This is a genomic window from Paraburkholderia sp. MM5477-R1 (assembly GCF_050436385.1).
GTDB classification, from domain to species: domain Bacteria; phylum Pseudomonadota; class Gammaproteobacteria; order Burkholderiales; family Burkholderiaceae; genus Paraburkholderia; species Paraburkholderia tuberum.
In genome coordinates this window covers 2,557,813-2,582,962 of sequence record NZ_JBNDMC010000007.1, presented here as the reverse complement: position 1 = coordinate 2,582,962, position 25,150 = coordinate 2,557,813, and the positions used below count along the sequence as shown (strand labels likewise).

21 protein-coding genes are annotated in these 25,150 nt (G+C 66.1%); 18 read left to right on the top strand and 3 right to left on the bottom strand.

The window, feature by feature from the left end; translation table 11 throughout:
- Nucleotides 1–10: 10 nt before the first annotated feature.
- Nucleotides 11–1,006, bottom strand: coding sequence for an LLM class flavin-dependent oxidoreductase (locus tag OKW35_RS40910; RefSeq protein ID WP_090805675.1), 996 nt, complete (start codon nucleotides 1,004–1,006; stop codon nucleotides 11–13).
- A gap of 325 nt (nucleotides 1,007–1,331) precedes the next feature.
- Here OKW35_RS40910 and OKW35_RS40905 point away from each other — a divergent pair, with 325 nt between their 5' ends.
- The 15 genes from OKW35_RS40905 (at nucleotide 1,332) to OKW35_RS40835 (ending at nucleotide 18,734) form a co-directional block, all read left to right on the top strand.
- Nucleotides 1,332–2,933, top strand: a complete 1,602-nt coding sequence (locus tag OKW35_RS40905) for a rhodanese-related sulfurtransferase (protein ID WP_429555017.1) — start codon at nucleotides 1,332–1,334, stop codon at nucleotides 2,931–2,933.
- Nucleotides 2,934–3,475: 542 nt separating this feature from the next.
- Nucleotides 3,476–4,027, top strand: coding sequence for an outer membrane protein assembly factor BamE domain-containing protein (bamE, locus tag OKW35_RS40900; RefSeq protein ID WP_090803993.1), 552 nt, complete (start codon nucleotides 3,476–3,478; stop codon nucleotides 4,025–4,027).
- Between the two features lie 59 nt (nucleotides 4,028–4,086).
- On the top strand, nucleotides 4,087–5,040 hold the full coding sequence (locus OKW35_RS40895) for a patatin-like phospholipase family protein (protein WP_184044233.1): 954 nt from the start codon (nucleotides 4,087–4,089) through the stop codon (nucleotides 5,038–5,040).
- 355 nt (nucleotides 5,041–5,395) lie between these two features.
- Nucleotides 5,396–6,085 carry an ABC transporter permease gene (locus OKW35_RS40890; RefSeq protein WP_429363729.1) on the top strand — a complete coding sequence of 230 codons (690 nt, stop codon included), beginning with the start codon at nucleotides 5,396–5,398 and terminating at the stop codon, nucleotides 6,083–6,085.
- Between the two features lie 5 nt (nucleotides 6,086–6,090).
- Nucleotides 6,091–6,804 carry an ABC transporter permease gene (locus tag OKW35_RS40885; protein ID WP_184062056.1) on the top strand — a complete coding sequence of 238 codons (714 nt, stop codon included), beginning with the start codon at nucleotides 6,091–6,093 and terminating at the stop codon, nucleotides 6,802–6,804.
- A 91-nt stretch (nucleotides 6,805–6,895) separates the two neighbouring features.
- Entirely contained in the window at nucleotides 6,896–7,687 is a 792-nt protein-coding gene (locus tag OKW35_RS40880) for an ABC transporter ATP-binding protein (RefSeq protein ID WP_184044229.1), read from the top strand.
- Nucleotides 7,688–7,715: 28 nt separating this feature from the next.
- Entirely contained in the window at nucleotides 7,716–8,759 is a 1,044-nt protein-coding gene (locus OKW35_RS40875; protein WP_429406633.1) for a GlxA family transcriptional regulator, read from the top strand.
- A gap of 157 nt (nucleotides 8,760–8,916) precedes the next feature.
- Nucleotides 8,917–10,152 (top strand): aspartate aminotransferase family protein, encoded by a 1,236-nt coding sequence (locus tag OKW35_RS40870; RefSeq protein ID WP_184062054.1) that lies wholly within the window; start codon nucleotides 8,917–8,919, stop codon nucleotides 10,150–10,152.
- 67 nt (nucleotides 10,153–10,219) lie between these two features.
- Nucleotides 10,220–11,272, top strand: a complete 1,053-nt coding sequence (gene aruF, locus OKW35_RS40865; RefSeq protein ID WP_429555139.1) for an arginine/ornithine succinyltransferase subunit alpha — start codon at nucleotides 10,220–10,222, stop codon at nucleotides 11,270–11,272.
- Nucleotides 11,269–12,306: an arginine N-succinyltransferase gene (astA, locus tag OKW35_RS40860; protein ID WP_184008656.1), complete on the top strand. Its 1,038-nt coding sequence runs from the start codon at nucleotides 11,269–11,271 to the stop codon at nucleotides 12,304–12,306. Before aruF ends, astA begins: the two co-directional genes overlap by 4 nt.
- 2 nt (nucleotides 12,307–12,308) lie before the next feature.
- The gene (astD, locus tag OKW35_RS40855) at nucleotides 12,309–13,772 is read left to right on the top strand and encodes a succinylglutamate-semialdehyde dehydrogenase (protein ID WP_429555016.1); all 1,464 of its coding nucleotides are present in this window, start codon (nucleotides 12,309–12,311) and stop codon (nucleotides 13,770–13,772) included.
- Between the two features lie 12 nt (nucleotides 13,773–13,784).
- Complete coding sequence (astB, locus tag OKW35_RS40850; protein ID WP_429555138.1) at nucleotides 13,785–15,125, top strand: N-succinylarginine dihydrolase; 1,341 nt, start codon at nucleotides 13,785–13,787, stop codon at nucleotides 15,123–15,125.
- Nucleotides 15,109–16,167: a succinylglutamate desuccinylase gene (gene astE, locus OKW35_RS40845; RefSeq protein ID WP_429555015.1), complete on the top strand. Its 1,059-nt coding sequence runs from the start codon at nucleotides 15,109–15,111 to the stop codon at nucleotides 16,165–16,167. The genes astB and astE overlap by 17 nt, the downstream gene beginning before the upstream one ends.
- Before the next feature lie 145 nt (nucleotides 16,168–16,312).
- Complete coding sequence (locus OKW35_RS40840; protein ID WP_090804009.1) at nucleotides 16,313–17,107, top strand: ABC transporter substrate-binding protein; 795 nt, start codon at nucleotides 16,313–16,315, stop codon at nucleotides 17,105–17,107.
- A gap of 250 nt (nucleotides 17,108–17,357) precedes the next feature.
- Entirely contained in the window at nucleotides 17,358–18,734 is a 1,377-nt protein-coding gene (locus OKW35_RS40835; RefSeq protein WP_429555014.1) for an EAL and HDOD domain-containing protein, read from the top strand.
- Nucleotides 18,735–18,834: 100 nt separating this feature from the next.
- Here the strand turns inward: OKW35_RS40835 and OKW35_RS40830 are convergent, their stop codons facing one another.
- Both OKW35_RS40830 and OKW35_RS40825 read right to left on the bottom strand, forming a co-directional pair.
- Nucleotides 18,835–20,292, bottom strand: coding sequence for an HDOD domain-containing protein (locus tag OKW35_RS40830; protein ID WP_429491672.1), 1,458 nt, complete (start codon nucleotides 20,290–20,292; stop codon nucleotides 18,835–18,837).
- Nucleotides 20,293–20,387: 95 nt separating this feature from the next.
- On the bottom strand, nucleotides 20,388–22,202 hold the full coding sequence (locus OKW35_RS40825) for a putative bifunctional diguanylate cyclase/phosphodiesterase (protein ID WP_429336195.1): 1,815 nt from the start codon (nucleotides 22,200–22,202) through the stop codon (nucleotides 20,388–20,390).
- A gap of 352 nt (nucleotides 22,203–22,554) precedes the next feature.
- Here OKW35_RS40825 and OKW35_RS40820 point away from each other — a divergent pair, with 352 nt between their 5' ends.
- From OKW35_RS40820 to OKW35_RS40810, 3 genes are all read left to right on the top strand, one after another.
- On the top strand, nucleotides 22,555–23,856 hold the full coding sequence (locus OKW35_RS40820) for an EAL and HDOD domain-containing protein (protein WP_429555013.1): 1,302 nt from the start codon (nucleotides 22,555–22,557) through the stop codon (nucleotides 23,854–23,856).
- Between the two features lie 171 nt (nucleotides 23,857–24,027).
- A complete protein-coding gene (locus OKW35_RS40815; RefSeq protein WP_429555012.1) occupies nucleotides 24,028–24,591 on the top strand; it encodes a peroxiredoxin in 564 nt (187 codons plus the stop codon).
- A gap of 77 nt (nucleotides 24,592–24,668) precedes the next feature.
- Entirely contained in the window at nucleotides 24,669–25,133 is a 465-nt protein-coding gene (locus OKW35_RS40810) for a hypothetical protein (protein ID WP_090804017.1), read from the top strand.
- Nucleotides 25,134–25,150 lie beyond the last annotated feature (17 nt).

Genomic DNA, 25,150 nt, shown 5'->3' with positions numbered 1-25,150 from the left:
CGCGAACCGCTTATCTGGCCGCCATCATTTCATCGCGCACCTCGGCGCCGATCTCGAACGAGCGCAGCCGCGCGGCGTGATCGTAAATCTGCGCGGTCAGCATCAACTCGTTCGCGCCGGTCTGCTCGATGATCGATTGCAGACCTTCGCGGATTGCGTCGCGATCGCCGAGCACCGTGCAGGCGAGCGCACGCGCGACGTTGTTCAACTCCATCTCCGACGCGTCGAGCCGCTCGACCGGCGGCTGCAATTGTCCCGGCGTGCCGCGCCGCAGATTGATGAACTGCTGCTGCAGCGACGTGAACAGCCGTGCGGCTTCGTCGTTCGTGTCGGCGGCGAACAGATTGACGCCGACCATCGCATAGGGCTTCGCCAGCGTCGCGGACGGCCGGAACTGCGTGCGATACACCTGCAACGCGGTCATCATGTAATCGGGCGCGAAGTGCGACGCGAACGCGAACGGTAGCCCGAGCGCCGCGGCCAGTTGCGCGCTGTACAGCGACGAACCGAGCAGCCACAGCGGCACGTTCAGGCCCGCGCCCGGCACCGCGCGAATGCGCTGGCCCGCGACCGGCTCAGCGAAATACCGTTGCAATTCGACGACGTCGTCGGGGAAGGTTTCGGCGCTCGCCTGGAGATCGCGGCGCAGCGCGCGAGCGGTGGTCTGATCGGTGCCGGGCGCGCGGCCGAGGCCGAGATCGATCCGCCCCGGATACAGCGACGCGAGCGTGCCGAACTGCTCGGCGATCACGAGCGGCGCATGGTTCGGCAGCATGATGCCGCCGGAGCCGACGCGAATCGTCTTCGTGCCGCCGGCCACGTAGCCGATCACGACCGAGGTCGCCGCGCTCGCGATACCGGTCATGTTGTGATGCTCGGCGAGCCAGTAACGCTTGTAGTTCAGCTTTTCCGCGTGCTGCGCGAGTGACAGTGTGTTCCTGAACGCGTCAGCCGGCGTGGCACCCGCGGTGACCGGCGAAAGATCGAGAACCGAGAAGGGGATCATTGTCTGTTGATTGCGATGGGCGGCGCTTTTGCGCGATGGGGCATTGTGGCAAAGCGGCGCCTTTTCTGCTGGCGGCGCGGCGATGCCCCTGTCGACCGAAGGGTCGGCAGGACCGATGAGGCGCACTGAGGCGCGACCCATGGCGCGGAAATTGCGCGTGCGTAGCGTGTTCGTGCGGCGGTGCTTCGCATTCGCAGTGCGCCCGAATCAGCAATCCAGCGAGTGACCGTGCGCCGATCGGAATTCGAGTGTACGGTTAAGTATCGGTGCGGTGACGCGACCCGTTGCCGGACATCCGGAATGTAGCGAAGGAGTTCCCGATCCCATGAATGTCGTCAAAGAGTTTCGTACCCGGTCATTCCAAGACGTGTCCCACGCATTGCTCGACCGCGAGGAGATCGCGCTCGTCGACGTGCGTGAGGAAGATCCGCACGCGCGCAGTCATCCGTTGTTCGCCGCCAATCTGCCGCTGTCGCGGCTCGAACTCAACGCGCCGTTGCGGCTGCCTCGCCCGGCCGTGCCGATCGTCGTGTTCGATGCCGGCGAAGGCCTCGCGAGGCGTGCGGCCGAGCGCTTCGCCGAACTCGGCTATACCAACGTCGCCTTGCTCGAAGGCGGCCTGCAAGGCTGGCGCGAAGCGGGCGGCGAGTTGTTCAAGGATGTCAACGTGCCGAGCAAGGCGTTCGGCGAACTGGTCGAAAGCGTGCGTCATACGCCGTCGCTGTCCGCGCAGCAGGTGCAGGCGCTGCTCGATCGCGAGGCCGATGTCGTGGTGCTCGACGCGCGCCGCTTCGACGAGTTTCAGATCATGAACATCCCCGGCAGCATCAGCGTGCCGGGCGCGGAGCTGGTGCTGCGCGCCAGGCAGCTCGCGCCGGATCCGGCCACGCGCATCATCGTCAATTGCGCGGGGCGCACGCGCAGCATCATCGGCGCGCAGTCGCTGATCAACGCGGGCGTGCCGAATCCGGTGGCCGCGCTGCGCAACGGCACGATGGGCTGGACGCTCGCCGGTCAACCGCTCGCGCACGGCAGCGCGCGGCGTGTCGAAGGCGCGGTCGACGACGCCTCCCGTCTCGCCGCGGCAGACGGCGCGCGCGCGCTTGCTGACCGGGCGCGCGTGCGCCGCACGTCGCGCGACGAAGCGCGCCGCTGGGCCGACGAAGCGATGCGTACCGTCTATCGCTTCGACGTTCGCAACCCCGAGGAATACGAGGCGGGCCACGTTCCCGGTTTTCGCAGCGCGCCAGGCGGCCAGCTCGTGCAGGAAACCGACCTCTTCGTGACGGTGCGCGGCGCGCGCGTGATCCTCGCGGACAGCGACGGTGTGCGCGCGAACATGACCGCATCGTGGCTCGCGCAAATGAACGTAGAGGTGTACGTGGTCGATGGCCTGACGGCGGCCGATTTCGCCGAGAAGGGCATGGCGCCGTTGGCGCGCAACGCGGTCACGCCGCCCGACGTCGACGACATCGCGCCGGCCGAGCTCGCCGCGCTGCTGCAGTCGACGGGAACCGTCGTGCTCGACTTCACGAGCAGCACGCACTATCTGAGGCGGCATATTCCGGGCGCGTGGTTCGTGATCCGCAGTCAGCTCGCCGACGCGCTGCGCACACTGCCCGACGCGAAGCGCTACGTGCTCACGTGCGGCAGCGACGTGCTCGCGCGCTTCGTCGCGCCGGAGCTCGCCGCGGCGACCGGGCGGCCGGTGCAGGTGCTGCGCGGCGGCACGATCGCGTGGATCGACGCGGGCCTGCCCGTGGAGTCGGGCGGCACGCGGATGGCGTCGCCGCGGATCGATCGTTATCAGCGGCCGTATGAGGGCACCGAGAACGCGCGCGAAGCGATGAGCGCGTATCTGGAGTGGGAGCATGGGCTCGTCGCGCAACTCGCGCGCGACGGCACGCACGGCTTTCGTGTGATTTGATGGGCCGGCCATCCGGCGGCCGGCGATCCGGGGCCGGCCATCCGGCGGCCGGCGATCCGGGGCCGGCCATCCGGCACCCCTCTTGCGCCACGCGAATCTTCTGCCGATTCGGTGTAAACGCGCTCTCGTCGAAAGCCTCCGATGCGTTTAGATTAGCGGCATCTGGAAGGCTTTTCGAGGGACCAGGGCGGCCATAAAAGGCAGCGGTTTGTCATTCGGCGATGGCGCAAGGTGAGTAGCCAAGGTTGCTCATCGCTTCGTCTGGAGCAGACCGCTGCGCGTCGTCCGCGGTGCTTCGCGCAAGGCGGCCAATGAGCCGCCGTCACTTCCGGTTGATCCTGTCGACCGACATGGCGACGCTGTACACAGCGTCGCCTTTTTGCTTTTGGCGTGCCCATCTCAGCCGACCTCAGCCGATCCATTAGCGCTGCGCGCAACACGTTGCTCGCGGTTTTCTCCGCGCGCGGTTATCCTTGTAGTACACACTACAGACCGGCCAGGCGCCGCGACGACAGATCCCACACCTCCGGACAGGAACCGAAGTGAGCCTCAAACCGCTGGGCGTCACGCTACTGATAGCGTGCTTTGCGCTGACCGGCTGCGACCAACAGCAGAGCGATCAAGCCGTGCAAAAACTCAAGGACTTTTTCAACGCCGTCAAACCGGACGCGTTGCTGCTCAAGAACATGACGCCGGGCGTCACGACCGAAGCGCAAATCCTCGCGCAGATGGGCAAGCCCGAGACCACGCGCACCTTCACCGACGGCTCGAAGCGCTTCGAATATCCGCGCGGCCCGCAAGGCCTGAACACCTACATGGTCGACATCGATCGCGACGGCAAGCTGCAGGCGATCACGCAGGTGCTGACCGCGGACAACTTCGCGCAGGTTCGCTCGGGCATGACCGAGGACGAGGTGCGGCGCTTGCTTGGCAAGCCTGGACAGGTGGCGGTGTTTCCGCTGAAGCCGGAAACCGTGTGGAGCTGGAAATGGCGCGAGGGCGGCGTGACCGAAGAAGGCATCTTCAACGTTCACTTCGACCGGAACCAGAGGGTGTACACCACGTCACGCTCGGATGTGATCCGCGGGCGATAGGCGGGAGCAATGTCGATCAGAAGACGGCCGGATAAGCGGGCCGAAAAAGCGGGGTAGGCATGATACGTCGACGTCGATACAGCCGGATCGGGCTGGTGTTGGGGGGCGGCGCCGCGCGCGGCTGGGCGCATATCGGCGCGATTCGCGCGCTGCAAGACGCGGGCATCAGGCCCGACGTCGTGTGCGGCACGTCGATCGGCGCGCTGGTCGGCGCGGTCTATGCGAACGGCGATCTCGACTGGCTCGAGGAGTGGGTGTCGCGCCTCACGTGGCAGACCGTGGTGCGGCTGCTCGATCTGCGCATCTCGGGCGGCCTGCTTGGCGGGCGCAAGGTGATCCAGCTATTCGCCGACAAATTCGCCGGCTGCTCGATCGCGCAACTGCACATGCCGTTCGCGGCGGTCGCGACCGAACTCGACACGGGCCGCGAAATCTGGCTGCAGGACGGCAGCACGATCGACTCGGTGCGCGCATCCATTGCGATTCCGGGCATCTTCACGCCGGTATGGCACAACGGCGTGTGGCTCGTCGACGGCGGGCTCAGCAATCCGGTGCCGGTGTCGGTCGCGCGGGGCATGCGCGCGGACTGCGTGATCGCGATCGATCTGAACAACGACATCCTGAACGGCCGCGATTTCGGCGGCCCGGTCATTCAAACGCCCGCGCTCGATCCCACCGCACCGCCGCCCGTCGCGCTGCGCCGCAACGGCAAGCCATGGCCGCGCTGGCTCGCGCCGGCGGAGGCGAGCGCCACCGACGACGTGCGCGTGCCGCCGAAGCCAAGCGCGCAGGTGCCGTCGATGCTGAGCTCGATCGCGCAAAGCATCGACATCATGCAAGTGCGCATCACGCGCAGCCGGCTCGCTGGCGAACCGGCCGATATCCTGATCCAGCCGCGTCTCGGCGGCATGGGCATCTTCGATTTTCATCGCGCGGCGCCAGCCATCGAGGAAGGGCGCGAGGCGGTCGAGCAGATGCTGCCGGCGATTCGCGCGCGGCTCGGGCTCGACTGAGCGCGAGCTGTCAGGCGTCGGAGCCGGCGTGGACGCGCTGATGCAATGGCGCGACGCGATCGGGCGGTGCCACCGCTGTCGGCGCGGCCTATCGAAAAAGCGACCCGAAACTTGCGAAATCGCCGCACGGCCAGGCGCGCGCGGCGTGCCCGACAACACGATAACCCCCGTGAAACCAAGCGCTACGAGGGTTCCGTCGTGCGTCGAAGTGTCATGTTGCGTCGCAGCAAACCACTCGCTGGGTATTTGAGAAATTGATTTCAGCTTGCGAGACTCCGCGCCATGCCGGAGCAGCGAGCAGCCCATGAAGCCGCCGCCATCCGCGCCAATTCTACGAACCTGGATGGAGACACGCGTGTTCCTATACGGCTTTGGTCCCGTGCTGCTCGCCGGCACGCTCCAGACGATCGAGCTGTCCGTTCTGTCGCTGGCGGCCGCTGTGTTGCTCGGCCTCGCGGGCGCGGCGGCGAAACTCTCGTTCAACCGGCCCTTGCGGGTCGTCGCGACCGGCTACACGACGCTGATCCGCTCGGTGCCCGATCTCGTGCTGATGCTGCTGCTGTTCTACAGCATCCAGATCTGGCTCAATGATCTGACCGACATGTTCAGCATCGAGCAGATCGACATCGATCCGTTCGTGGCCGGCGTGCTGACGCTCGGTTTCATCTACGGCGCGTATTTCACCGAGACGTTTCGCGGCGCCTTTCTCGCGGTGCCGCGCGGCCAGCTCGAAGCGGGCAGCGCGTACGGCATGAGCGGCGTGCGCGTGTTCACGCGCATCCTGTTCCCGCAGATGATGCGCTTCGCGCTGCCCGGCATCGGCAACAACTGGCAGGTGCTCGTGAAGGCCACCGCGCTCGTGTCGATCATCGGTCTCGCCGACGTCGTCAAGGCCGCGCAGGACGCGGGCAAGAGCACCTTCAACATGTTTTTCTTCATCCTCGTCGCCGCGCTGATCTATCTGGCGATCACCACCGTATCGAACCTCGTGCTGATCTGGCTGAACCGCCGCTATTCGATCGGCGTGCGACACGCGGAGCTCTGAGCGTCATGATCGACATCCTCAATCAATTCTGGAAGGCGTATCTGTTCTGGGACGGGCAACGCCTGTCGGGTCTCGCGGTCACGCTGTGGCTGCTGGTCGCGTCGATCGCGATCGGCTTCGTGTGCGCCGTGCCGCTCGCGGTTGCGCGCGTGTCGAAGAAGCGCTGGCTGTCGACGCCGGTACGTCTGTACACCTACGTATTTCGCGGCACGCCGCTCTACGTCCAGCTGCTGTTGATCTACACCGGCGTGTACAGTCTCGCGTTCGTGCGCTCGCACAGTCTGCTCGACGCGTTCTTTCGCAGCGGCTTTCACTGTGCGATCCTCGCGTTCGCCTTGAACACCTGCGCGTACACGACCGAGATTTTCGCGGGCGCGATCCGCTCGACCTCGCACGGCGAAGTCGAGGCGGCGCGTGCCTACGGCATGAGCGCGTTCACGATGTACTGGCGCATTGTGATACCGTCCGCGCTGCGCCGCGCGTTGCCGTTGTACAGTAACGAAGTGATCCTGATGCTGCACGCGACGACGGTCGCGTTCACGGCCACGGTGCCCGACATCCTGAAGGTCGCGCGCGACGCGAACTCGGCGACCTACCAGTCGTTCAACGCGTTCGGGCTCGCGGCGCTGATTTATCTCGTGGTGTCGTTCGCGCTCGTCGCGCTGTTCCGGCGTGCCGAGCGTCGCTGGCTCGCGCATCTCGCGGTGCGCACGCACTGAGCGCGCGTTGACGACATAGCATCGGGCGCCTCGAGCTTCGGCAGGGCGGCGTCCGCACCAGACCGATCCGTATTCTCACTGGGAGAGCATCTTGCTCCATACCACTCAAACCGAAGCTTGCAAGCTCGCCGTACAGGACATCCACAAGCGCTACGGCGACAACGAAGTGCTCAAGGGCGTGTCGCTCAACGCGAACAAGGGCGACGTGATCAGCATCATCGGCGCGAGCGGCTCGGGCAAGAGCACTTTCCTGCGTTGCATCAATTTTCTCGAGCGGCCGAACGCCGGGCAGATCATCGTCGACGGCGAAGCGGTCAAGACGAAGACCGATCGCGCCGGCAATCTCGAAGTCGCCGATCACAAGCAGTTGCAGCGCATCCGCACGAAGCTCGCGATGGTGTTCCAGCACTTCAACCTGTGGGCGCACATGAACGTGCTCGAGAACGTGATCGAAGCGCCGATTCATGTGCTCGGTCTGAAGCGCAAGGAGGCCGAGGACCGGGCGCGCGAGTATCTGGAGAAGGTCGGGCTCGCGCCGCGTCTCGAGAAGCAGTATCCGTCGCATCTGTCGGGCGGCCAGCAGCAGCGTGTCGCGATCGCGCGCGCGCTCGCGATGGACCCGGACGTGATGCTGTTCGACGAACCGACCTCCGCGCTCGACCCGGAACTGGTCGGCGAAGTGCTGAAGGTGATGCAGAAGCTCGCCGAGGAAGGCCGCACGATGATCGTCGTCACGCATGAAATGGGCTTCGCGCGCAATGTGTCGAACCATGTGATGTTCCTGCACCAGGGCCGCACCGAGGAAGAGGGCAATCCCGCCGAGGTGCTGAGCGCGCCGCGCAGCGAGCGCCTGAAGCAGTTCCTGTCCGGCAGCCTGAAGTAACGCGCGGCTCGCTTTTCACGGACACCCGATGGCCCGCACGTCCAGCCCGGCTCGCACGACCCAGGTCGTGATCGTGGCACTGCCGCCCGTGTCGATGTCGGGCGTCGGGCCGATCGTCGACGCGCTCAGTCTCGCCAATGAAATCGACGGCCGAGCGCTGTATCGCGTGCAGGTATGTTCGTGGGACGGCCGCGCGGTGCCGCTCGCGGGCGGCGCGCAATGGCCGGCCGATGCCGCGTTCGGCGACGCGATCGCGTGTGACTGGCTGATCATCGTCAGCGAGCGGTTCCAGCAGTTCGCCGACTATCGTCTGTTTCTCGCGAGCCTCGCGCGCGTCGGTCAGCGCACGCCGCTCGTCACCGGTATCCACCACGGCGTGTGGTGGCTCGCGATGGCGGGGCAACTGTCCGGCTATCGCGTCAGCGTGAACTGGGAAACCTATCAGCAGTTCTCCGAACAGTTCGAACGCTCGATCGTCACGCAGCAGATCTTCGAAATCGATCGCGATCGCGCGACCTGCGCGGGCGGCCAGGCGACCGTCGACTTCATGCTCGCGATGATCGGCCGCGAGCACGGGCCCGAACTCGCGGAGCGCATCGCCGATACGCTCGGCGTAGGCGTGCTGCGCGCGGGCGAGGAGCGTCAGCGCATTCCGTTCGTGACCGCGCCGGGCGAGCGTCACCCGCGCCTGAACGACGCGCTGCTGCTGATGGAAGCCAATATCGAGGACCCGCTGACCACCGATGAAATCGCCGGCTTCGTCGGCGTCTCGCGGCGGCAGCTCGAGCGCCTGTTTCGCCAGTATCTCGGCTCGATGCCGTCCAAATACTATCTGGGGCTGCGGCTGTCGAAGGCGCGCACGCAATTGCAGCGCACCAGCAAATCCGTCGTGCAGATCAGCCTCGCATGCGGGTTTGCGTCGGCGGCGCACTTTTCGAATGCGTATCGGGAGCGCTTCGGCGTCACCCCGCGCGAGGATCGCCGCAACTGGATCGACCGCCAGACCGGCGCGCACGGCGGCGCGAGCGAGCCGCGGCCGGCGGCGCTGATCGAGCGGCCCGAGCTCGATTGACGCAAGCCATCTGAAAGCGAAACCGCGGCAAGTTCAGCGCAAAGCTCGACAGCCGCGACGCGCGGAACCTCATAGAAAGCGTCGCGTATGCGCAAGACGTGCCGCGCGCGGTTTCCTACACTAGCTGTATTACCTGTCACCCGTAAAAGGAATTGCCATGAACGACCTGACTGTGACACGCCAGACCTTCGACGAAGTCATGGTGCCGGTGTTTGCCCCCGCCGCCTTCGTACCGGATCGCGGTCTCGGCTCGCGCGTGTGGGACACGCAAGGCCGCGACTACATCGACTTCGCCGGCGGCATCGCCGTCACCGCGCTCGGTCATGCGCATCCCGAGCTGCTGAAGGTACTGCATGAGCAGGGCGGCAAGCTGTGGCACATCGGCAATGGCTATACGAACGAGCCGGTGCTGCGCCTCGCGAAGCGCCTCGAAAGCCTCACGTTCGCCGACCGCGCGTTCTTCGCGAATTCGGGCGCCGAGGCGAACGAGGCCGCGCTGAAGCTCGCGCGCCGCGTCGCGTTCGACCGTCACGGCGCGCAGAAAGATGAAATCATTTCGTTCGCGCAGTCGTTCCACGGCCGCACGCTGTTCACCGTCAGCGTCGGTGGCCAGCCGAAGTACTCGGAAGGCTTCGGCCCGGTGCCGGCCGGCATCACGCATCTGCCGTACAACGACATCGAAGCGGCGAAGAAGGCGATCGGCGCGCAGACCTGCGCGGTGATCGTCGAGCCGATCCAGGGCGAGGGCGGCGTGATCCCGGCCGATCCGGCGTTCCTGAAGGCGCTGCGCGAAGCGTGCGACCAGCACAACGCGCTGCTGATTTTCGATGAAGTGCAAACCGGCGTGGGCCGCAGCGGCTTCTTCTACGCGTACGAGGACACCGGCGTGACGCCGGACATCCTGACCACCGCGAAGGCGCTCGGCAACGGCTTCCCGATCGGCGCGATGCTGACCACCAAAGAGCTCGCCGCGCACTTCAAGGTCGGCGTGCACGGCACGACTTACGGCGGCAATCCGCTCGGCTCGGCGATCGCGGAAAAAGTGGTCGAACTCGTCAGCGACCCGAAGCTGCTCGAAGGCGTACGCTCGCGCAGCGAAGTGCTGAAGGGTCATCTCGCGAAACTGAACGAGCGCTTCGGGCTATTTACCGAAGTGCGTGGCAAGGGTCTCCTGATCGGCGCCGAACTGAACGACACGTTCCGGGGCCGCGCGAAGGACTTCGTCACCGCGGCCGGCCAGCACGGCGTGATCATGCTGATGGCGGGTCCGGACGTGCTGCGCTTCGTGCCGTCGCTGATCATGCCGCTCGACGACATGGCCGCAGGCTTCGCGCGCCTCGAGACGGCCTTCGGCGAACTCGTCGGCGCGAACGCGCAGGCGGCGTCGCATTGATGTTCAGGCAGTCCCGCACGACCATGCTGATGCAGCGGATCATGCGTCACATTCAACAGGAACGATGATGCTCTTCGTACGTCCAGGCCGCCTTGCCGATCTCGATGCGCTCGAGCATATGGCGCGCACCGCGCAGCCGGTGCTGCATTCCCTGCCGCACGACCGGCGCGCGCTCGAAGCGCGGGTCGCGTTGTCGGAAGACTCGTTTCGCGCGGAGGTCGATTTTCCGGGCGAGGAGTTTTATCTGTTCGTGCTCGAAGACTCGGAGACCGGCAAGCTGATGGGCACCGCGAGCATCGTCGCGGCGGCCGGGTACGCGGACCCGTTCTACGTGTTTCGCAACGACGCGCTGATTCATGCGTCGCGCGAACTGCATGTGAATCGCAAGATTCACGCGCTGACGATGTCGCACGAGCTGACCGGCAAGAGCCGGCTCGCGGGCTACTACATCGACCCGTCGCTGCGCGGCGACGCGGCCGCGCAACTGATGTCGCGCGCGCGGATGATGTACATCGCCGCGAATCGCAAGCGCTTCACGCCCGAGGTGTTCTCGCTGCTGCTCGGCGTGACCGACGAAAACGGTGTATCGCCGTTCTGGGAAGCGGTGGGGCGCAAGTTTTTCGGCCGCAATTTCGCCGACATCGAAGTCGAATCGGGCGGCCGCAGCCGCACCTTCATCGCCGAAGTGATGCCGACCTATCCCGTGTATGTGCCGCTGTTGCCCGAAGCGGCGCAGCGCGTGCTCGGCGAACCGGACGCGAACGCGCTGCTCGCGTATGAGATTCATCTCGAGGAAGGCTTCGAGACCGACCGCTACGTCGATATCTTCGACGCGGGTCCGGTACTGACCGCGCAGGTGGATCGCAGTGTCAGCGTGAAGCACAACGAAACGCGCGTCGTGCGCGAGGCATCTGCGACGCACGGCGCAACGTACCTGATCGCGCATAACGGCGCCGCCGGCGAGTTCCGTTGCGTGCTCGGCGATCTCGCGCCCGGCAAGGAATCGGGCGCCGGGTTGTCACAGGCGGCGCGCGCCGCGCTCGGCGTACGGGAAGGCGATGCGGTGCGCTGCGTGCCGCTGCATCAGCCGCAGGATGAACAATCGGGAGACGCGCAATGATCGTCGTTCGCGTAGTACAACGAGGCGATGTGGATGCGCTGATGCGGCTCGCGCAGGAAACCGGGCCGGGCCTGACCACCTTCAAACCGGATCGCGATGCGCTCGCGGCGCGTGTCGAGCGCGCGCGCCGCACGATGGAAGATCAGGCCGCGCCGCACGAGGCCGGTTATTTCTTCGTGATGGAAGACACCGCGACCGGCGACGTGGCCGGCGTCTGCGGTATCGAAACGGCGGTGGGTCTGCAGCAGCCGTTCTACAACTATCGCGTGAGCACGGTCGTGCACGCGAGCCAGGATCTCGGCATCTGGACGCGCATGCACGCGCTGAACATCTCGCATGACCTCACCGGTTATGCGGAAGTGTGCTCGCTGTTCCTGAGCCCGCGTTATCGCACGAGCGGCGTCGGCGGCTTGCTGTCGCGCTCGCGCTTCATGTTTCTCGCGCAGTTTCGCGAGCGTTTTCCGCAGCGTCTGTGCGCGGAGTTGCGCGGCCATTTCGACGAGCAGGGCACGTCGCCGTTCTGGCGCGCGGTCGGCTCGCATTTTTACCAGATCGATTTCAACGCGGCCGACTATTTGAGCTCGCACGGCCGCAAGGCGTTTCTCGCCGAGCTGATGCCGCGCTATCCGGTGTACGTCGAACTGTTGCCGGAAGAGGCGCAGCGCTGCGTCGGCCTCACGCATAACGACACGATTCCCGCGCGCCGCATGCTCGAAGCCGAAGGGCTGCGCTATGAGAATCACGTCGATATTTTCGACGCGGGTCCGGTGCTCGAATGCCATATCGCCGATTTGCGCACGGTGCGCGAAAGCGTGCTGGTGGCGGCTGAAATTGGCGAGGCAGCGGAGCAAGCCGCGCAGGACGGGCCGAAGTCGATGGTATCGAATACGTCGCTCGGCGATTTTCGCGTAGGCGTCGTGGCGGGCGTGCCGCGCAACGGCGTGTGCCGCCTGAGCGCGGCCGAGGCCGACGCGCTGCGCGTGCAGGCAGGCGATCCGCTGCGGGTGCTGCCGTTGAAACACAAACAAGGATGATCATGAGCGAGCTTTTCATCGACGGCGAATGGGCCGCCGGCACAGGACCCGTATTCGCATCGCGCAATCCCGGCACGGGCGCGGTGGTGTGGCAAGGCAACAGCGCGTCGGCGGACGACGTCGATCGCGCGGTACGTAGCGCGCGCCGCGCGTTCGCCGCATGGTCGGCGCTGACGCTCGACGAGCGCTGCGCGGTGGTGCGCCGCTTCGCCGCGCTCGTGACAGAGCGCAAGGAAGCGCTCGCCGAAGCGATCGGCCGCGAGACCGGCAAGCCGCTGTGGGAAGCGCGCACCGAAGCGGCCTCGATGGCCGCGAAGGTCGAGATCTCGATTCAGTCCTACAACGAACGCACCGGCGAAAAGCGCTCGGCGATGGCCGACGGCACCGCGGTGCTGCGGCATCGTCCGCATGGCGTGGTGGCGGTGTTCGGGCCGTACAACTTCCCGGGCCATCTGCCGAACGGGCATATCGTGCCCGCGCTGATCGCCGGTAATGCGGTCGTGTTCAAGCCGTCCGAACTCGCGCCCGGCGTCGCGGCGCTGACCGTGCAGATCTGGCGCGACGCGGGGCTGCCTGCCGGCGTGCTGAATCTCGTACAGGGTGAGAAGGACACCGGCATCGCGCTCGCGAATCACCGGCAGATCGACGGACTGTTCTTCACCGGTAGTTCGGATACCGGAACATTGCTGCACAAACAGTTCGGCGGACGGCCGGAGATCGTGCTCGCGCTCGAAATGGGCGGCAACAATCCGCTCGTGATCGGCCCGGTCGCGGACCTCGACGCCGCCGTGCACCACACGATTCAATCGGCGTTTCTGTCGGCGGGGCAGCGCTGCACGTGCGCGCGCCGCATCTTCGTGCCCGACGATGCGTTCGGCGAGCGCTTCCTCGCGCGCCTGACGGAAGTGACCGCGCGCATCGGCGTCGGTGAATACAACGCCAAGCCGCAGCCGTTCATGGGCGCCGTGGTGTCGGCGCGCGCGGCCTCGCGTTTGATCGGCGCGCAGGAGCGTCTGCTCGCGAGCGGCGCGAAGGCTCTGCTGAAAATGGAGCAGCGCGATCCGCAGCTCGGCTTCGTCACGCCCGCGATTCTCGACGTGACCGACGTAAAGGACCTGCCCGACGAGGAGCACTTCGGTCCGCTCGCGCAGATCATCCGCTACCGCAATTTCGACGACGCGCTCGAACGGGCGAACGATACCGAGTTCGGTCTCTCGGCGGGCCTGCTCGCCGACGACGAAGCGCTGTGGACGCATTTCCAGCGCACGATTCGCGCGGGCATCGTCAACTGGAACCGGCCGACCAATGGCGCTTCTTCAGGAGCGCCGTTCGGCGGGCCGGGCCGCTCCGGCAATCATCGGCCGAGCGCGTACTATGCGGCCGACTACTGCGCATACCCAATGGCCTCGGTCGAGAGCGCGCAACTGACCATGCCCGCGAGCGTCTCGCCGGGCCTCCAATTCTAAGGATCGACGATGCTGCAAGCCACTGAAGCCAATTTCGACGGCCTGGTCGGCCCGACTCACAACTACGCGGGCTTGTCGTTCGGCAACGTCGCGTCGCAGAACAACGAGAAGTCGGTCGCGAATCCGAAGGCCGCCGCGCGCCAGGGTCTGCGCAAGATGAAGCAGCTGGCGGACCTCGGCTTTCATCAGGGCGTGCTGCCGCCGCAGGAGCGTCCGTCGATGCGTCTGTTGCGCGAGCTCGGTTTTTCCGGCGACGATGCTTCGGTGATCGCGCGCGTCGCGAACAACGCGCCCGAACTGCTCGCGGCGGCGAGTTCGGCCTCGGCGATGTGGACCGCGAACGCGGCGACGGTGAGCCCATCCGCGGATACGCACGACGGCCGCGTGCATTTCACGCCGGCCAATCTGTGCAGCAAGCTGCATCGCGCGATCGAACATGAGTCGACACGCCGCACGCTGCGCGCGATGTTCAGCGACACCGACCGCTTCGTCGTGCACGAGGCGCTGCCCGGCACGCCCGCGCTCGGCGACGAGGGCGCGGCGAATCACACGCGCTTTTGCGAGCAATACAAGGCGCGCGGTGTCGAATTCTTCGTGTATGGCCGCAGCGAGTATCGTCGCGGGCCGGAACCGAAGCGCTATCCGGCGCGCCAGACGTTCGAGGCGAGCCGCGCGGTCGCGCATCGTCATGGCTTGCAGGAAGCGGCGACCGTGTACGCGCAGCAGAACCCTGAAGTGATCGACGCGGGCGTGTTCCATAACGACGTGATCGCGGTCGGCAATCGCAACACGCTGTTCTGCCATCAGTTCGCGTTCGTCGAGCAGCAGGCGGTGTACGACGAGCTGCGCGCGAAGCTCGCGAGCCTGCACGCAGGGTTCAACGTAATCGAAGTGCCCGACGCCCAGGTCAGCGTCGCCGACGCGGTGACGTCGTATCTGTTCAACAGCCAGCTGCTGACTCGGCCCGATGGCAAGCAGGTGCTGGTCGTGCCGCAGGAGTGCCGCGAAAATCCGCGCGTGGCCGCGTATCTGGATGAGCTGACTGCGCACAGCGGTCCGATCGACGAAGTGCTCGTGTTCGATCTGCGCGAGAGCATGAAGAACGGTGGCGGCCCCGCATGTCTGCGGCTGCGCGTCGTACTCGACGACACCGAACGCGCGGCGGTCGCGCCGGGTGTGTGGCTCGACGACACGCTGTTCGGCCGTCTCGATGCGTGGATCGAAAAGCACTACCGCGATCGTCTCGCACCCGCCGATCTCACCGATCCGAAGCTGCTGGTCGAGTCGCGCACCGCGCTCGATGAGCTGACTCAAATCCTCGCTCTGGGTTCGCTGTATGACTTCCAGCGCTGAGCACGCGATGGCGGTCCCGAGCGCGATGCTCGACGATTTTCTCGCGTGGACGCTCGCGGGGTCCCGGCCTGCCGCACATCAAGCGCAAGGCACGTGTGCGAACGGCGTGCGCTGGACGTGGCAGGGCGACGGTGTACTCGTCATCGAGCCCGCGGAGCAGCACTCGGACATCCGTAGCGTGCTCGTGTCGGCCGGCGTGCATGGCGACGAAACCGCGCCGATCGAACTGCTGTCGCGCATCGTCGCCGATATCGCGCAGGGCCGCGCCGTGCTTGCATGCCGGTTGCTAGTGATTCTCGGCAACATCGAGGCGATGCGCGACGGCGGCCGCTATCGCGACGACGATCTGAACCGGCTGTTCAGCGGCCGTCATCTGCAACTGCCGCACAGTCATGAGGCGCCGCGCGCGGCCGCGCTCGAACAGGCCGCGACGCGCTTTTTCGCCGACGCGTCCGCCGCGCCCGGCGCGCGCTGGCATATCGACATGCATACGGCGATCCGCGCGTCGGTGTTCGAGCGCTTCGCGCTGTTGCCGCATACCGGCAAGCCGTTTTCGCGCGCGATGTTCGAATGGCTCGGCGACGCGCGTATCAGTGCGGTGCTGTTGCACACGACGAAGGGCAACACCTATTCGCACTTCACCGCGCAAGCGTGTGGCGCTGCTGCGTGCACGCTCGAACTCGGCAAGGTGCGGCCGTTCGGCGAGAACGACCTGACACGCTTCGAGGGCGCGGATCTCGCGGTGCGCGCGCTGCTGGCCGGCACGCGAGCCGACGCGCAAGCCGCTCTGCCGCGTGTGTTCACCGTCGTCGATCAGCTGACCAAGCAAAGCGACGCATTCGAGCTGCTGCTCGCGCCGGACGTGCCGAACTTCACGCCGCTCATCAAGGGCAGCTTGCTGGCGCGCGACGGCGACTATCAATACACGGTGCAGCGCGACGAAGAGCGCATCGTGTTTCCGAACCCGACGGTCAAGCCCGGCCTGCGCGCCGGTCTGCTCGTCGTCGACACCACCGCCGACACGCTGTCCAGGCTTGTCTAGACAGGTTCCATGTACAATCGCCGGCTTCGCGGCTGTCGCATCCACGGGTCACGCCGGCCGCGCGAGTCCGAAGCGCGGCGGCGTAATCCGCCTGTGCGCGCCGAATCGGCTCCGTTTCAGTCCACACCGTAAAGGAACATCCGTAATGAAGAAGAATTGGCCCAACCTGGCCGCACTCGCGCTGGTCGCGACGGCGGTGTTGACGGCAGGCACCGCGTCGGCGGCTGAGATCAAGGAAGTGCGCTTCGGCGTCGAGGCGTCGTATGCGCCGTTCGAATCGAAGTCGCCCGCTGGCGAGTTGCAGGGCTTCGACATCGACGTCGGCAATGCCGTGTGCGCGAAGCTGAAGGCCAAATGCGTGTGGGTCGAGAACTCGTTCGACGGCCTGATCCCGGCGCTCGAAGCGCGCAAGTTCAGCGCGATCAACTCGGACATGACGATCACCGACCAGCGTCGCCAGGCGATCGACTTCACCGATCCGATCTACACGATCCCGAACCAGATGATCGCGAAGAAGGGTAGTGCTCTGCAGCCGACGCCCGCATCGCTGAAGGGCAAGCACGTCGGCGTGCTGCAGGGCACGATCCAGGAAACCTATGCGAAGGCGCGCTGGGCGCCGGCCGGGGTCGACGTCGTGCCCTATCAGACGCAGGACCAGATCTACGCGGACCTCGCGTCGGGCCGTCTCGATGCGTCGTTCCAGGACGCCGAAGCGGCATCGAAGGGCTTTCTGAAGAAGCCGCAGGGCGCGGGCTTCGAGTTCGCCGGTCCGGCCGTCAGCGACGACAAGCTGCTCGGCGCGGGTGTCGGCTACGGCGTGCGCAAGAACGACAAGGCACTGAAGGATGCGCTGAACGGCGCGTTGAAGGAGCTGAAGGCGGATGGCACGATCGACCGCCTCGCCGCCAAATACTTCGACGTGAAAGTCGTGCTGAAGTAGCGATGCATCGAAGTGTGCAAAACGGCCGCGCGTTGCGGCCGTTTTGCTTTCTGCACGCGTGTCGCAAACGTTCAGCAAATATTTCGAGATATTGCCTCGTAAGCCTGTTCGTGCCCAATGACGCTGCGATAAAATTGCGACGCACACTGCCGCGCGCGACGGAGCTTGCAACGTCACAGAAACGCGCCAACGTGCAGCGAAAAACAGAACATAGCGGCCAGGCGCCAGCGGCGCCGAGCGGGGGACTGGAATGACCACCATCGCAATCGAGACTCTGAGCCACAGCGGCACGACCGACGACGCGTCGCTCACCGCCAGCTACGCAAGGCAGCCCATTCTGAATCGGGACGGCATGCTGTGCGGCTATGAGATCAAGGTGCGTGCGCCCGAGCTGCCGCTTGCCGACGCGGACCTCACCGCCCCGCAAGCCAATACCGATCTCCCGCCCGAAACCGACTCCTTGCCGGGCCGCGCGTCCACGCCGGTGCAACGCGTCGCGCGCGCGATCGTGCGCGGGCTCGTGCAGGGCGACGTGCGCGGCGCGCTGACCGGCCATCCGGCCTACGTCGACGTGAGCCGCGAGCTGCTGCTCGACGACGCGATCCTGAGACTGCCCGCCGAGCGCTTCATGCTCGAGCTGCCTTCATCGCTCGAAGTCGACGACGCGTTGATCGCGCGTATCGTGTATCTGCATGGCCGCCGCTACCGCTTCGCGCTCGACGACGTCACGCAGCCCAACGAGACTTTCGCGAAGCTGCTGCCGTACGCCGAAGTCGTCAAGATCGACGTCACGCGCACACCGCGCGCGCTGCTGCCGAAGCTCGCGAGCGTGCTGAAGTCGGCTGGCAAGCTGCTGCTCGCATCAGGTGTCGATGCGCAGGCCGACTTCGAAACGTTGCACGAGCTCGGCTTCGACCGCTTCCAGGGTTATTACTTCGCGCGCGCGCAAAGCTCGGCGACGCGCCGCGTCAGCGCGCCGCGCCACGCGCTGCTCAATCTGCTGCAACTGCTCGCGGGGGACCCGACGGTCGCGCAGCTCGAAGCCGAGCTGAAGCTGAACCCGGTGCTCGTCATGCATCTGATGAAGCTCGCGAATTCGAGCGGCCTCGCGGTCGGTCACAAGGTGACGACGCTGCGCGACGCGATCAACGCGACCGGCACCGACCGCATCGCGCGCTGGACGCAGCTGCTGCTCTACGCAGACGGCCGCAAGGTCGCGCTGGAGGACGATCCGCTGCTGCAACTCGCGGCCACGCGCGCGCGCTTCATGGAACTCGCGATCGAGCGCATGCCCGAGGCGGGCCGCGACGAAGCCGATGCGGCCTTCCTGACCGGTGTGTTTTCGTTCGTCGATGCGGTGTTCGGCGGCTCGCTCGAAAATACGCTGAACATCCTTACGCTGTCGCGACCGATCCAGGCCGCAATCCTGCATCGCGAGGGCAGCCTGGGTCTGCTGTTGAGCGCGGTCGAAGCGCTCGAAGGCGGCGCATGGGAGCGCGTCGCCACGCTATGCGAGCGTCTTGCTCCGTTGACCGTGGAAGAGGTGGCGCAGATGGGTCTCGCGGCCGGCGCATGGGCCGGCGTCGCGGATCGCAGCGCGGAAGGGCTCGAGCGGATCGACGATTGAGTGGGGTAAAAGCCCCGCACGGTGCCCGGATAAAATCGTTTGCGGGCAAACACGGAAAGGATCGAAGTGAAGCGGCGTGATCAACGATCACGCCAGGTCTTCACATCGTCTCCATTTCCCGCATCTGCCCCTGGCCGAAAAAACGTCCTAACTCCCGTGCCAGTTCGTTGAGCACGCTCATCTCCTTCTGCGAGATGCGGCGCGCCTCCTGCGTATGCGACCAGTCGCCGTAGAGCAGCGCGACGGTCTGATCGGTTTCGTCGACGATCGGCAGCAGCACGAACGCGCGCGCGTCGTCGAACGAGCGGCGGAACCACTCGGGCAGCCGCGCGACCATCTTCGGATCGCGCGCATTCTCGATGAAGATGCCCACCGAGTTCGCGATCGCGAGATGAAATACGTCGGGTTCGAACGCGGTGCTGAACGAGAGCCGCGGCAGCGCCGCGTCGATCTTCGGCCCGAAGCCGAGACGCGCCTTGAACGTGCCGCTGCTGTGCTTGACGTACACCACGGTGCGCGAGAAGCCGAGCGCCGCGAGCACGGTCTCGGCGGCCATCGCGAGCGTCGGTGCGAGCGGGCTGCCCTCGGGCAGGTCGCGCAGATCCTTCACCCCGATCTCGATGCGCGCCTCGGGTGTAAGCGCCTCGCGCGCGATCGCATCGGCATTCGCGCGTAACTCGACGATCTCGCGCATCACGCTGTCGCCGCCATCCTCACGCGATAGCGCGACGCTCATCTGCAGCAGCACCTCGGGGTCGGTGTTCAGCGCGCTGCTGTACTCGTGCGCAAGCTCGCCGATGCGTGCCTCGCGCTCCCCCTCGGGCATGTTCTGCTGGGTGAGCACGTCGGCGACCGCGGTCGAGTAATTGGTGATCGCGCGCAGCCACTGCACCTGGCGCGGTTGCGTCACATCCTCCGGATCGAACTCACCCATGCCCGAGCGGATCGTGTCAGGCAGGCGCCAGCGCACCGCGGCTTCGGCGCCGATTTCATCGAACGTCACGCCGAGCACGAGCACGCACGCATCGGTTTCGAGTGCGCCGCCGTCGATATGGCGGCGAATCTGGTCCCATTCGGCGTCGAGATAGAACACGACCAGCAGCTTGCCGATCTGCCGCATCAGCGTGCAGACCACCGCTTCCTCACCGGCGCGCAAGTCGCCGCGCTCGGTCAGCTTGCGCGCGACGCAGCCTGACAGCAGCGTGCGGTTCAGTTCGAGTTTCGCGTCGATGCGGCGCGGCGCGCTTTGATGAAAGTGATCGACGATTTTCAGACCGACGACCAGATGGCCGACCGCATCCATGCCGAGCACCATCAGCGCGCGCGACACGGTCGTGATGTTGCCGCCGAACGCCATGTACATCGCCGAGTTCGCGAGGCGCAGCACCTTCTGGGTGAGCGCGAAGTCCGACAGCACCACTTGCACGAGGCCGGTGAAGTCGAGGTCGTCGTTGGTCACTGCCGCCATGGTGGTGCGCAGCGATTGCGACAGCATAGGGAAATCGCCGCGCTCGCTCATTCGCGTCCAGAGCCGGTCGAGCACTGCCGCCTTTACCATGTGAGTCCCGCAAAAGCCATACGTGTTCCAGTGAATGCCATGCCGGTCGTGAGCCGGCTTGTTGCGCTGCCTGGGCGTCGTGTCTGCATCGCCCGTTACGCGCCGTGCAACTGAAGCTCGCGCGATTCGAAGCGCTGCGCGAGTTCCTCGGACGGCAGCGCCTTGCAAACGAGCCAGCCCTGAATGTGATCGCAGCCCATCTCGGTGAGCAACGCGCGTTGCGCTTCCGTTTCGACGCCCTCGGCTACCAGTTCGAGGTCGAGCGTCTGCGCAAGGCCGACGACAGCGCTAACGATTGCCTGATCGTTTCGCGAGGTTAGCAGATTCTCCACGAAACTCCGGTCGATCTTCAGCTTCGCGAGCGGAAAACGCTGCAGGTACGCGAGGCTCGAATAGCCGGTGCCGAAGTCGTCGACGGCGAAGCGGATGCCCATCGCGGTCAGCTCTTCGAGCAAGCCTTTCGCGTGCGCCGGATCGTGCATCAGCAGACTTTCGGTGATCTCGAAGACGAGGCGGCGCGGATCGATGCCGGTCAGCTCGATCGCCTCGCGCACCGAGTCCTTGAAGCGCGGATCGCGAAACTGCTGCGGCGACACGTTGACGGCCACGTACTGCAGCGAGATGCCCTTCGCGTCCCACTGGATCAGTTGCATGCACGCGACCTTCAGCACCCAGTTGCCGAGAAAGTTGATGAGCCCGATCGACTCCGCGAGCGGAATGAACATCGACGGCGGCACGAGGCCATGCACCGGATGCGTCCAGCGAATCAACGCCTCGACACCGACCACGCCCCGCGTGCGGCTGCTCGTGATCGGCTGGAAGTGTAGCGAAAACTCGCCGTTGCGTACGCCGTCGTAGAGGTCGGCCTCGAGCTTGAGGCGCTCGGCGTCGGCCGGGTTGTCGTCGGGTACGTAGAACGCCAGCGTGTTGCCGCCCGCGGCCTTCGCCTGCAACAGCGCGTGGTCGGCCCAGCGCAGCAGGTGCGTGTCGTGGCCGCCGGTGTCGTTGGCGTGGCGCACGTCCGGGTACAGCGCGATGCCGATGCTGGCCGACAGGTGCACCTGCTGACCCTTGAACACGTACGGCTGCTGGATCGCGGTCAACAGACGCCGCGCCAGCGCTTCGGCGGCCGCCGCCGCGTCGGTGCGGCTCGCGGCAGGCTTCACGAGGATCGCGAACTCGTCGCTGGCGACGCGCGCGATCGTTTCGTTCGGGCTCGTCATGTTCAACAGCCGCCGCGACGTGTCGCGCAGCATCTCGTCGCCGGCGTCGTAGCCGAGTGCGCGATTCACGCGCTGATAGTCGTCGAGATCGAGCAGCAAGAGCGCGACCGGCGTGCCGTGCGCGTCGGCCTTCTGTTGCGCGTCGAGCAACGCGTGCAGCAAGCCCGACTGATTCGGCAGGCTGGTCAGCCGGTCCAGATGCAGCGCCTGGGTCAGGCGCTCTTCGGTGGCGCGCCACGACGACACGTCGAAGCCGGCGATCGCGTAGCCGTCGACGCCGTCGTGGCTGCTGCGCACGACCCGCAGCTCGACCGTGATCGGATAGGTCAGCGACTTGACGAGCCCGAGCGTCGCTTTCTCGACGTTGCCCGAGGCCGCCGCGAGCTTGAGCAGCGCGTCGAGGCGCGGCACGTCGGCGGGCGCGACCAGATCGTGCAGCGTCGCGGTTTTCAGGTATTCGCGGTGATAGCCGATGAAGCGCAGGCTCGCGTCGGACACGTAGATGAAGCGCAGCGCATCGTCGACGTGCGCGAGCAGATCGACCGCGCCGACCACCTGTTCCAGTGGGGGCGGGCGGTTCGCGCTGCTCGGCTGGTCGTCGTCCTCGCGCCGGCCGAACGCCCACAGCCGGTCGATGACCGTGCGCAAGGAGCCCCGGCGGGGCGCGGTGATCGTGTTCGCTTCCATGTTTGTCGCTGGCAACCTGGGTTCGTCCGCAGGCGGGGCTGCTTGTCCGCCGCTCCGGGCGGCCAGGAGATAGCAGGCCGCCCCATCAGAACGAGATAACGACGCATGCGGGGAAATCTTTAGCGGCCCGTGGAGAAAAACATCTGGTAAGGAGAAGCCCGGCGCCGTCGCCGGGACGATTCGGTTAAAGTGACGTCGCTTCGCGGCCGTTAATACGGCGAATCCCCTTTTTTGGCGACGCTGATGACGTCGCGCTGCATAGACTTTCCGAACCTTGCACTGATGATCCATGTCCGAACGCCCCGTCGTCAGGTCCGCCAGAGCCCCACGGCCCGTCCCGCGGGACGTCGAGGTGCGTGATGTCCTCGCCGGCGCGTCGGCCGGCTATCGTGAGCACGGGGGGCTGGACGCTGCCCCGCAGTACGTCTATGTCGGCCGCCAGCCGATTCTCGATCGCGATGGCGCGCTTCACGCCTACGAGCTGCTGTTCCGTGCCGGAACGTACAACTACGCCGAAATCAGCGACGACACGCAGGCCACCGCGCAGGTGGTCGCGCGCACGATCGGCGGAATCGGCGTACCCGCCGTGCTCGGCCAGCATCGCGGCTTCGTCAATATCGATCGCGCGCTGCTCTTTAGCGACATCGTCCATCTGATGCCGCCCGAGCGCTTCGTGCTCGAAATCCTCGAAACCGTGCGCTACGACGCCTCGCTCGCGCGTCGTCTCGGCGAGTTGCGCGGCGCCGGCTTCCAGGTCGCGCTCGACGACGTGCACGATCTGTCCGACGAGCTGAGCGCGATGCTGCCGTACGCCGACATCGTCAAGATCGATTTCCTGCAGACGCCGCGCCGCACCGTCGCGAAGCTCGCGTCGACGCTGCGCGGCCACGGCAAGACGCTGCTCGCCGAGAAGGTCGAGACGCGCGAGGACTTCGCGCTCGCCCACGAGCTCGGTTTCGATCTGTTCCAGGGCTACTTCTTCGCGCGGCCGCAGGTGCTGGCCGCGCCGCGCAACCGCTCGCTGCGTCCGGGCCTGCTGCGGCTGCTCGCGCTGCTGTCGCGCGACGCCGGCATCGTCGAGCTCGAGGCGGAGCTGAAGGTCAACCCGGGCGTGGTCGTGCAACTGCTGCGGCTCGTCAATTCGAGTGCATTCGGCCTCGGGCGCAATATCGCGTCGCTGCGCGAGGCGATCATCGCGACCGGCACGCGGCAGATCGCGCGCTGGGCGCAACTGCTGCTGTACTCGGACACCGGCGAGTTGCCGTGGCGCACCGATCCGCTCGTGCAACTGGCGGCGACGCGCTCGCGCTTCATGGAACTCGCCGCGAACTGGCTGCGTCCGGCCGACGGCGAATTCGCCGACGCCGCGTTCATGACCGGGATTTTTTCGCTCGTGCACATCGTGCTCGACAGCACGCCGGACGCGGTGCTCGAGAAACTCGGCCTCGCGCCGCAGATTCGCGACGCGATCGTCGCGCGCAAGGGCGAGCTGGGCGCGCTGCTGCTGATCGCCGAGGTCGCGGGCGAGGGCGGCGACGCGGCGCCGGTCGCGACGGCGGCGGGCTTCCACGCGCTGACGCCCGACGTGCTGTCGGAGCTGAACCTGTCGGCGGCGGCGTGGTTCGGCGCGCACGTGGCGGAATTGGGCGTTTGATACGTCGAGTTCGCGCGCCGCACCCTTTCGATTCGCTTGTGATCCGGGCGACGACCCACGCCGCGTGCGCATCCGTGGTCCAATAGAAAGTTCAGCGACGGCCTGTGACGTCGGCCGAAGCTGTCTCCGATGGACCCGATCAATTGCGTGCGCTCACGCGTGGAGGAGCAGATGAAGACAAAACACATACCGGCGGTACTGGCCGCCGTCATGGCGTTCGGATTCGCAATGCATTCGCCGCTCGCCTCGGCAACCCTGAAGCCCGGCGATACGGCGCCGACGTTTACCGCCGAGGCCTCGTTCGGCGGCAAGACCTACGCGTATTCGCTCGTCGACGAACTGAAGAAGGGCCCGGTCGTGCTGTACTTCTATCCGGCCGCGTTCACGAAGGGCTGCACGATCGAGGCGCACGAGTTCGCCGATGCGGTCGACCAATACAAGAAGTACGGCGCGACGGTGATCGGCGTGTCGCACGACAACATCGATACGCTGACGAAGTTTTCGGTCAGCGAATGCCGCAGCAAATTCCCGGTCGCGGCCGACGCCGACGCGAAGGTGATCAATGCGTACGACGCGGCCATGCCGTTGAAGGCCGGCATGGCGAATCGCGTGTCGTACGTGATCTCGCCCGACGGCAAGATCATCTACGAGTACACGAGCCTGTCGCCCGACAAGCATGTCGAGAACACGCTGAACGCGCTCAAGGAGTGGTCGGCCGCGCATAAGGGGCAGTGAGGCGCAGTGAGGGGCCGAACGCGCCGTCGCGTTTGCCGACGTTAGCCGACTAAAACCATTTGCCGGATGAGCTTGCGATGCCGATTGTCGTTGCGTTGATTGCGCTGATCGCGCTGGGGTACGGCGCGGTGCGTGCCTTTTATGCGCTGCAGGCCGCTTTCGGGCTGGCGGTGGCGGAGGGTGTGGCCGTGCTGGTTGCGTTGCTGATCGCCGGTGCGCTCGCGTACTGGCGGCAGCGGCGCCGCGAAGTCGCGCCGAACGTGCGCGACGGCGACTGGACGCACGAATTGAAGGGCAGTTGGGGCTCGGTGCGGCTCGCGGCGGCCAAGCGGCTCTGCGAGATTCGCGTCGGCGACCAGCAGGGCGCGTATATCTTCGCCGATCTGCTCGGCGCCGAAGCACAGGGCCGCGACGCACAGGCGCGGCTCGCGCTGAAGGTCAAGGACTCGCGGCACGGCGAGTGGCTCGTGCCGATGTCGAACGAGCGGGCGGCGCGCCGATGGCAGCGGATTTTCTCGCTGGCCATCGAGCAGAAGCTGTGAGCGCCACCTTCACTACG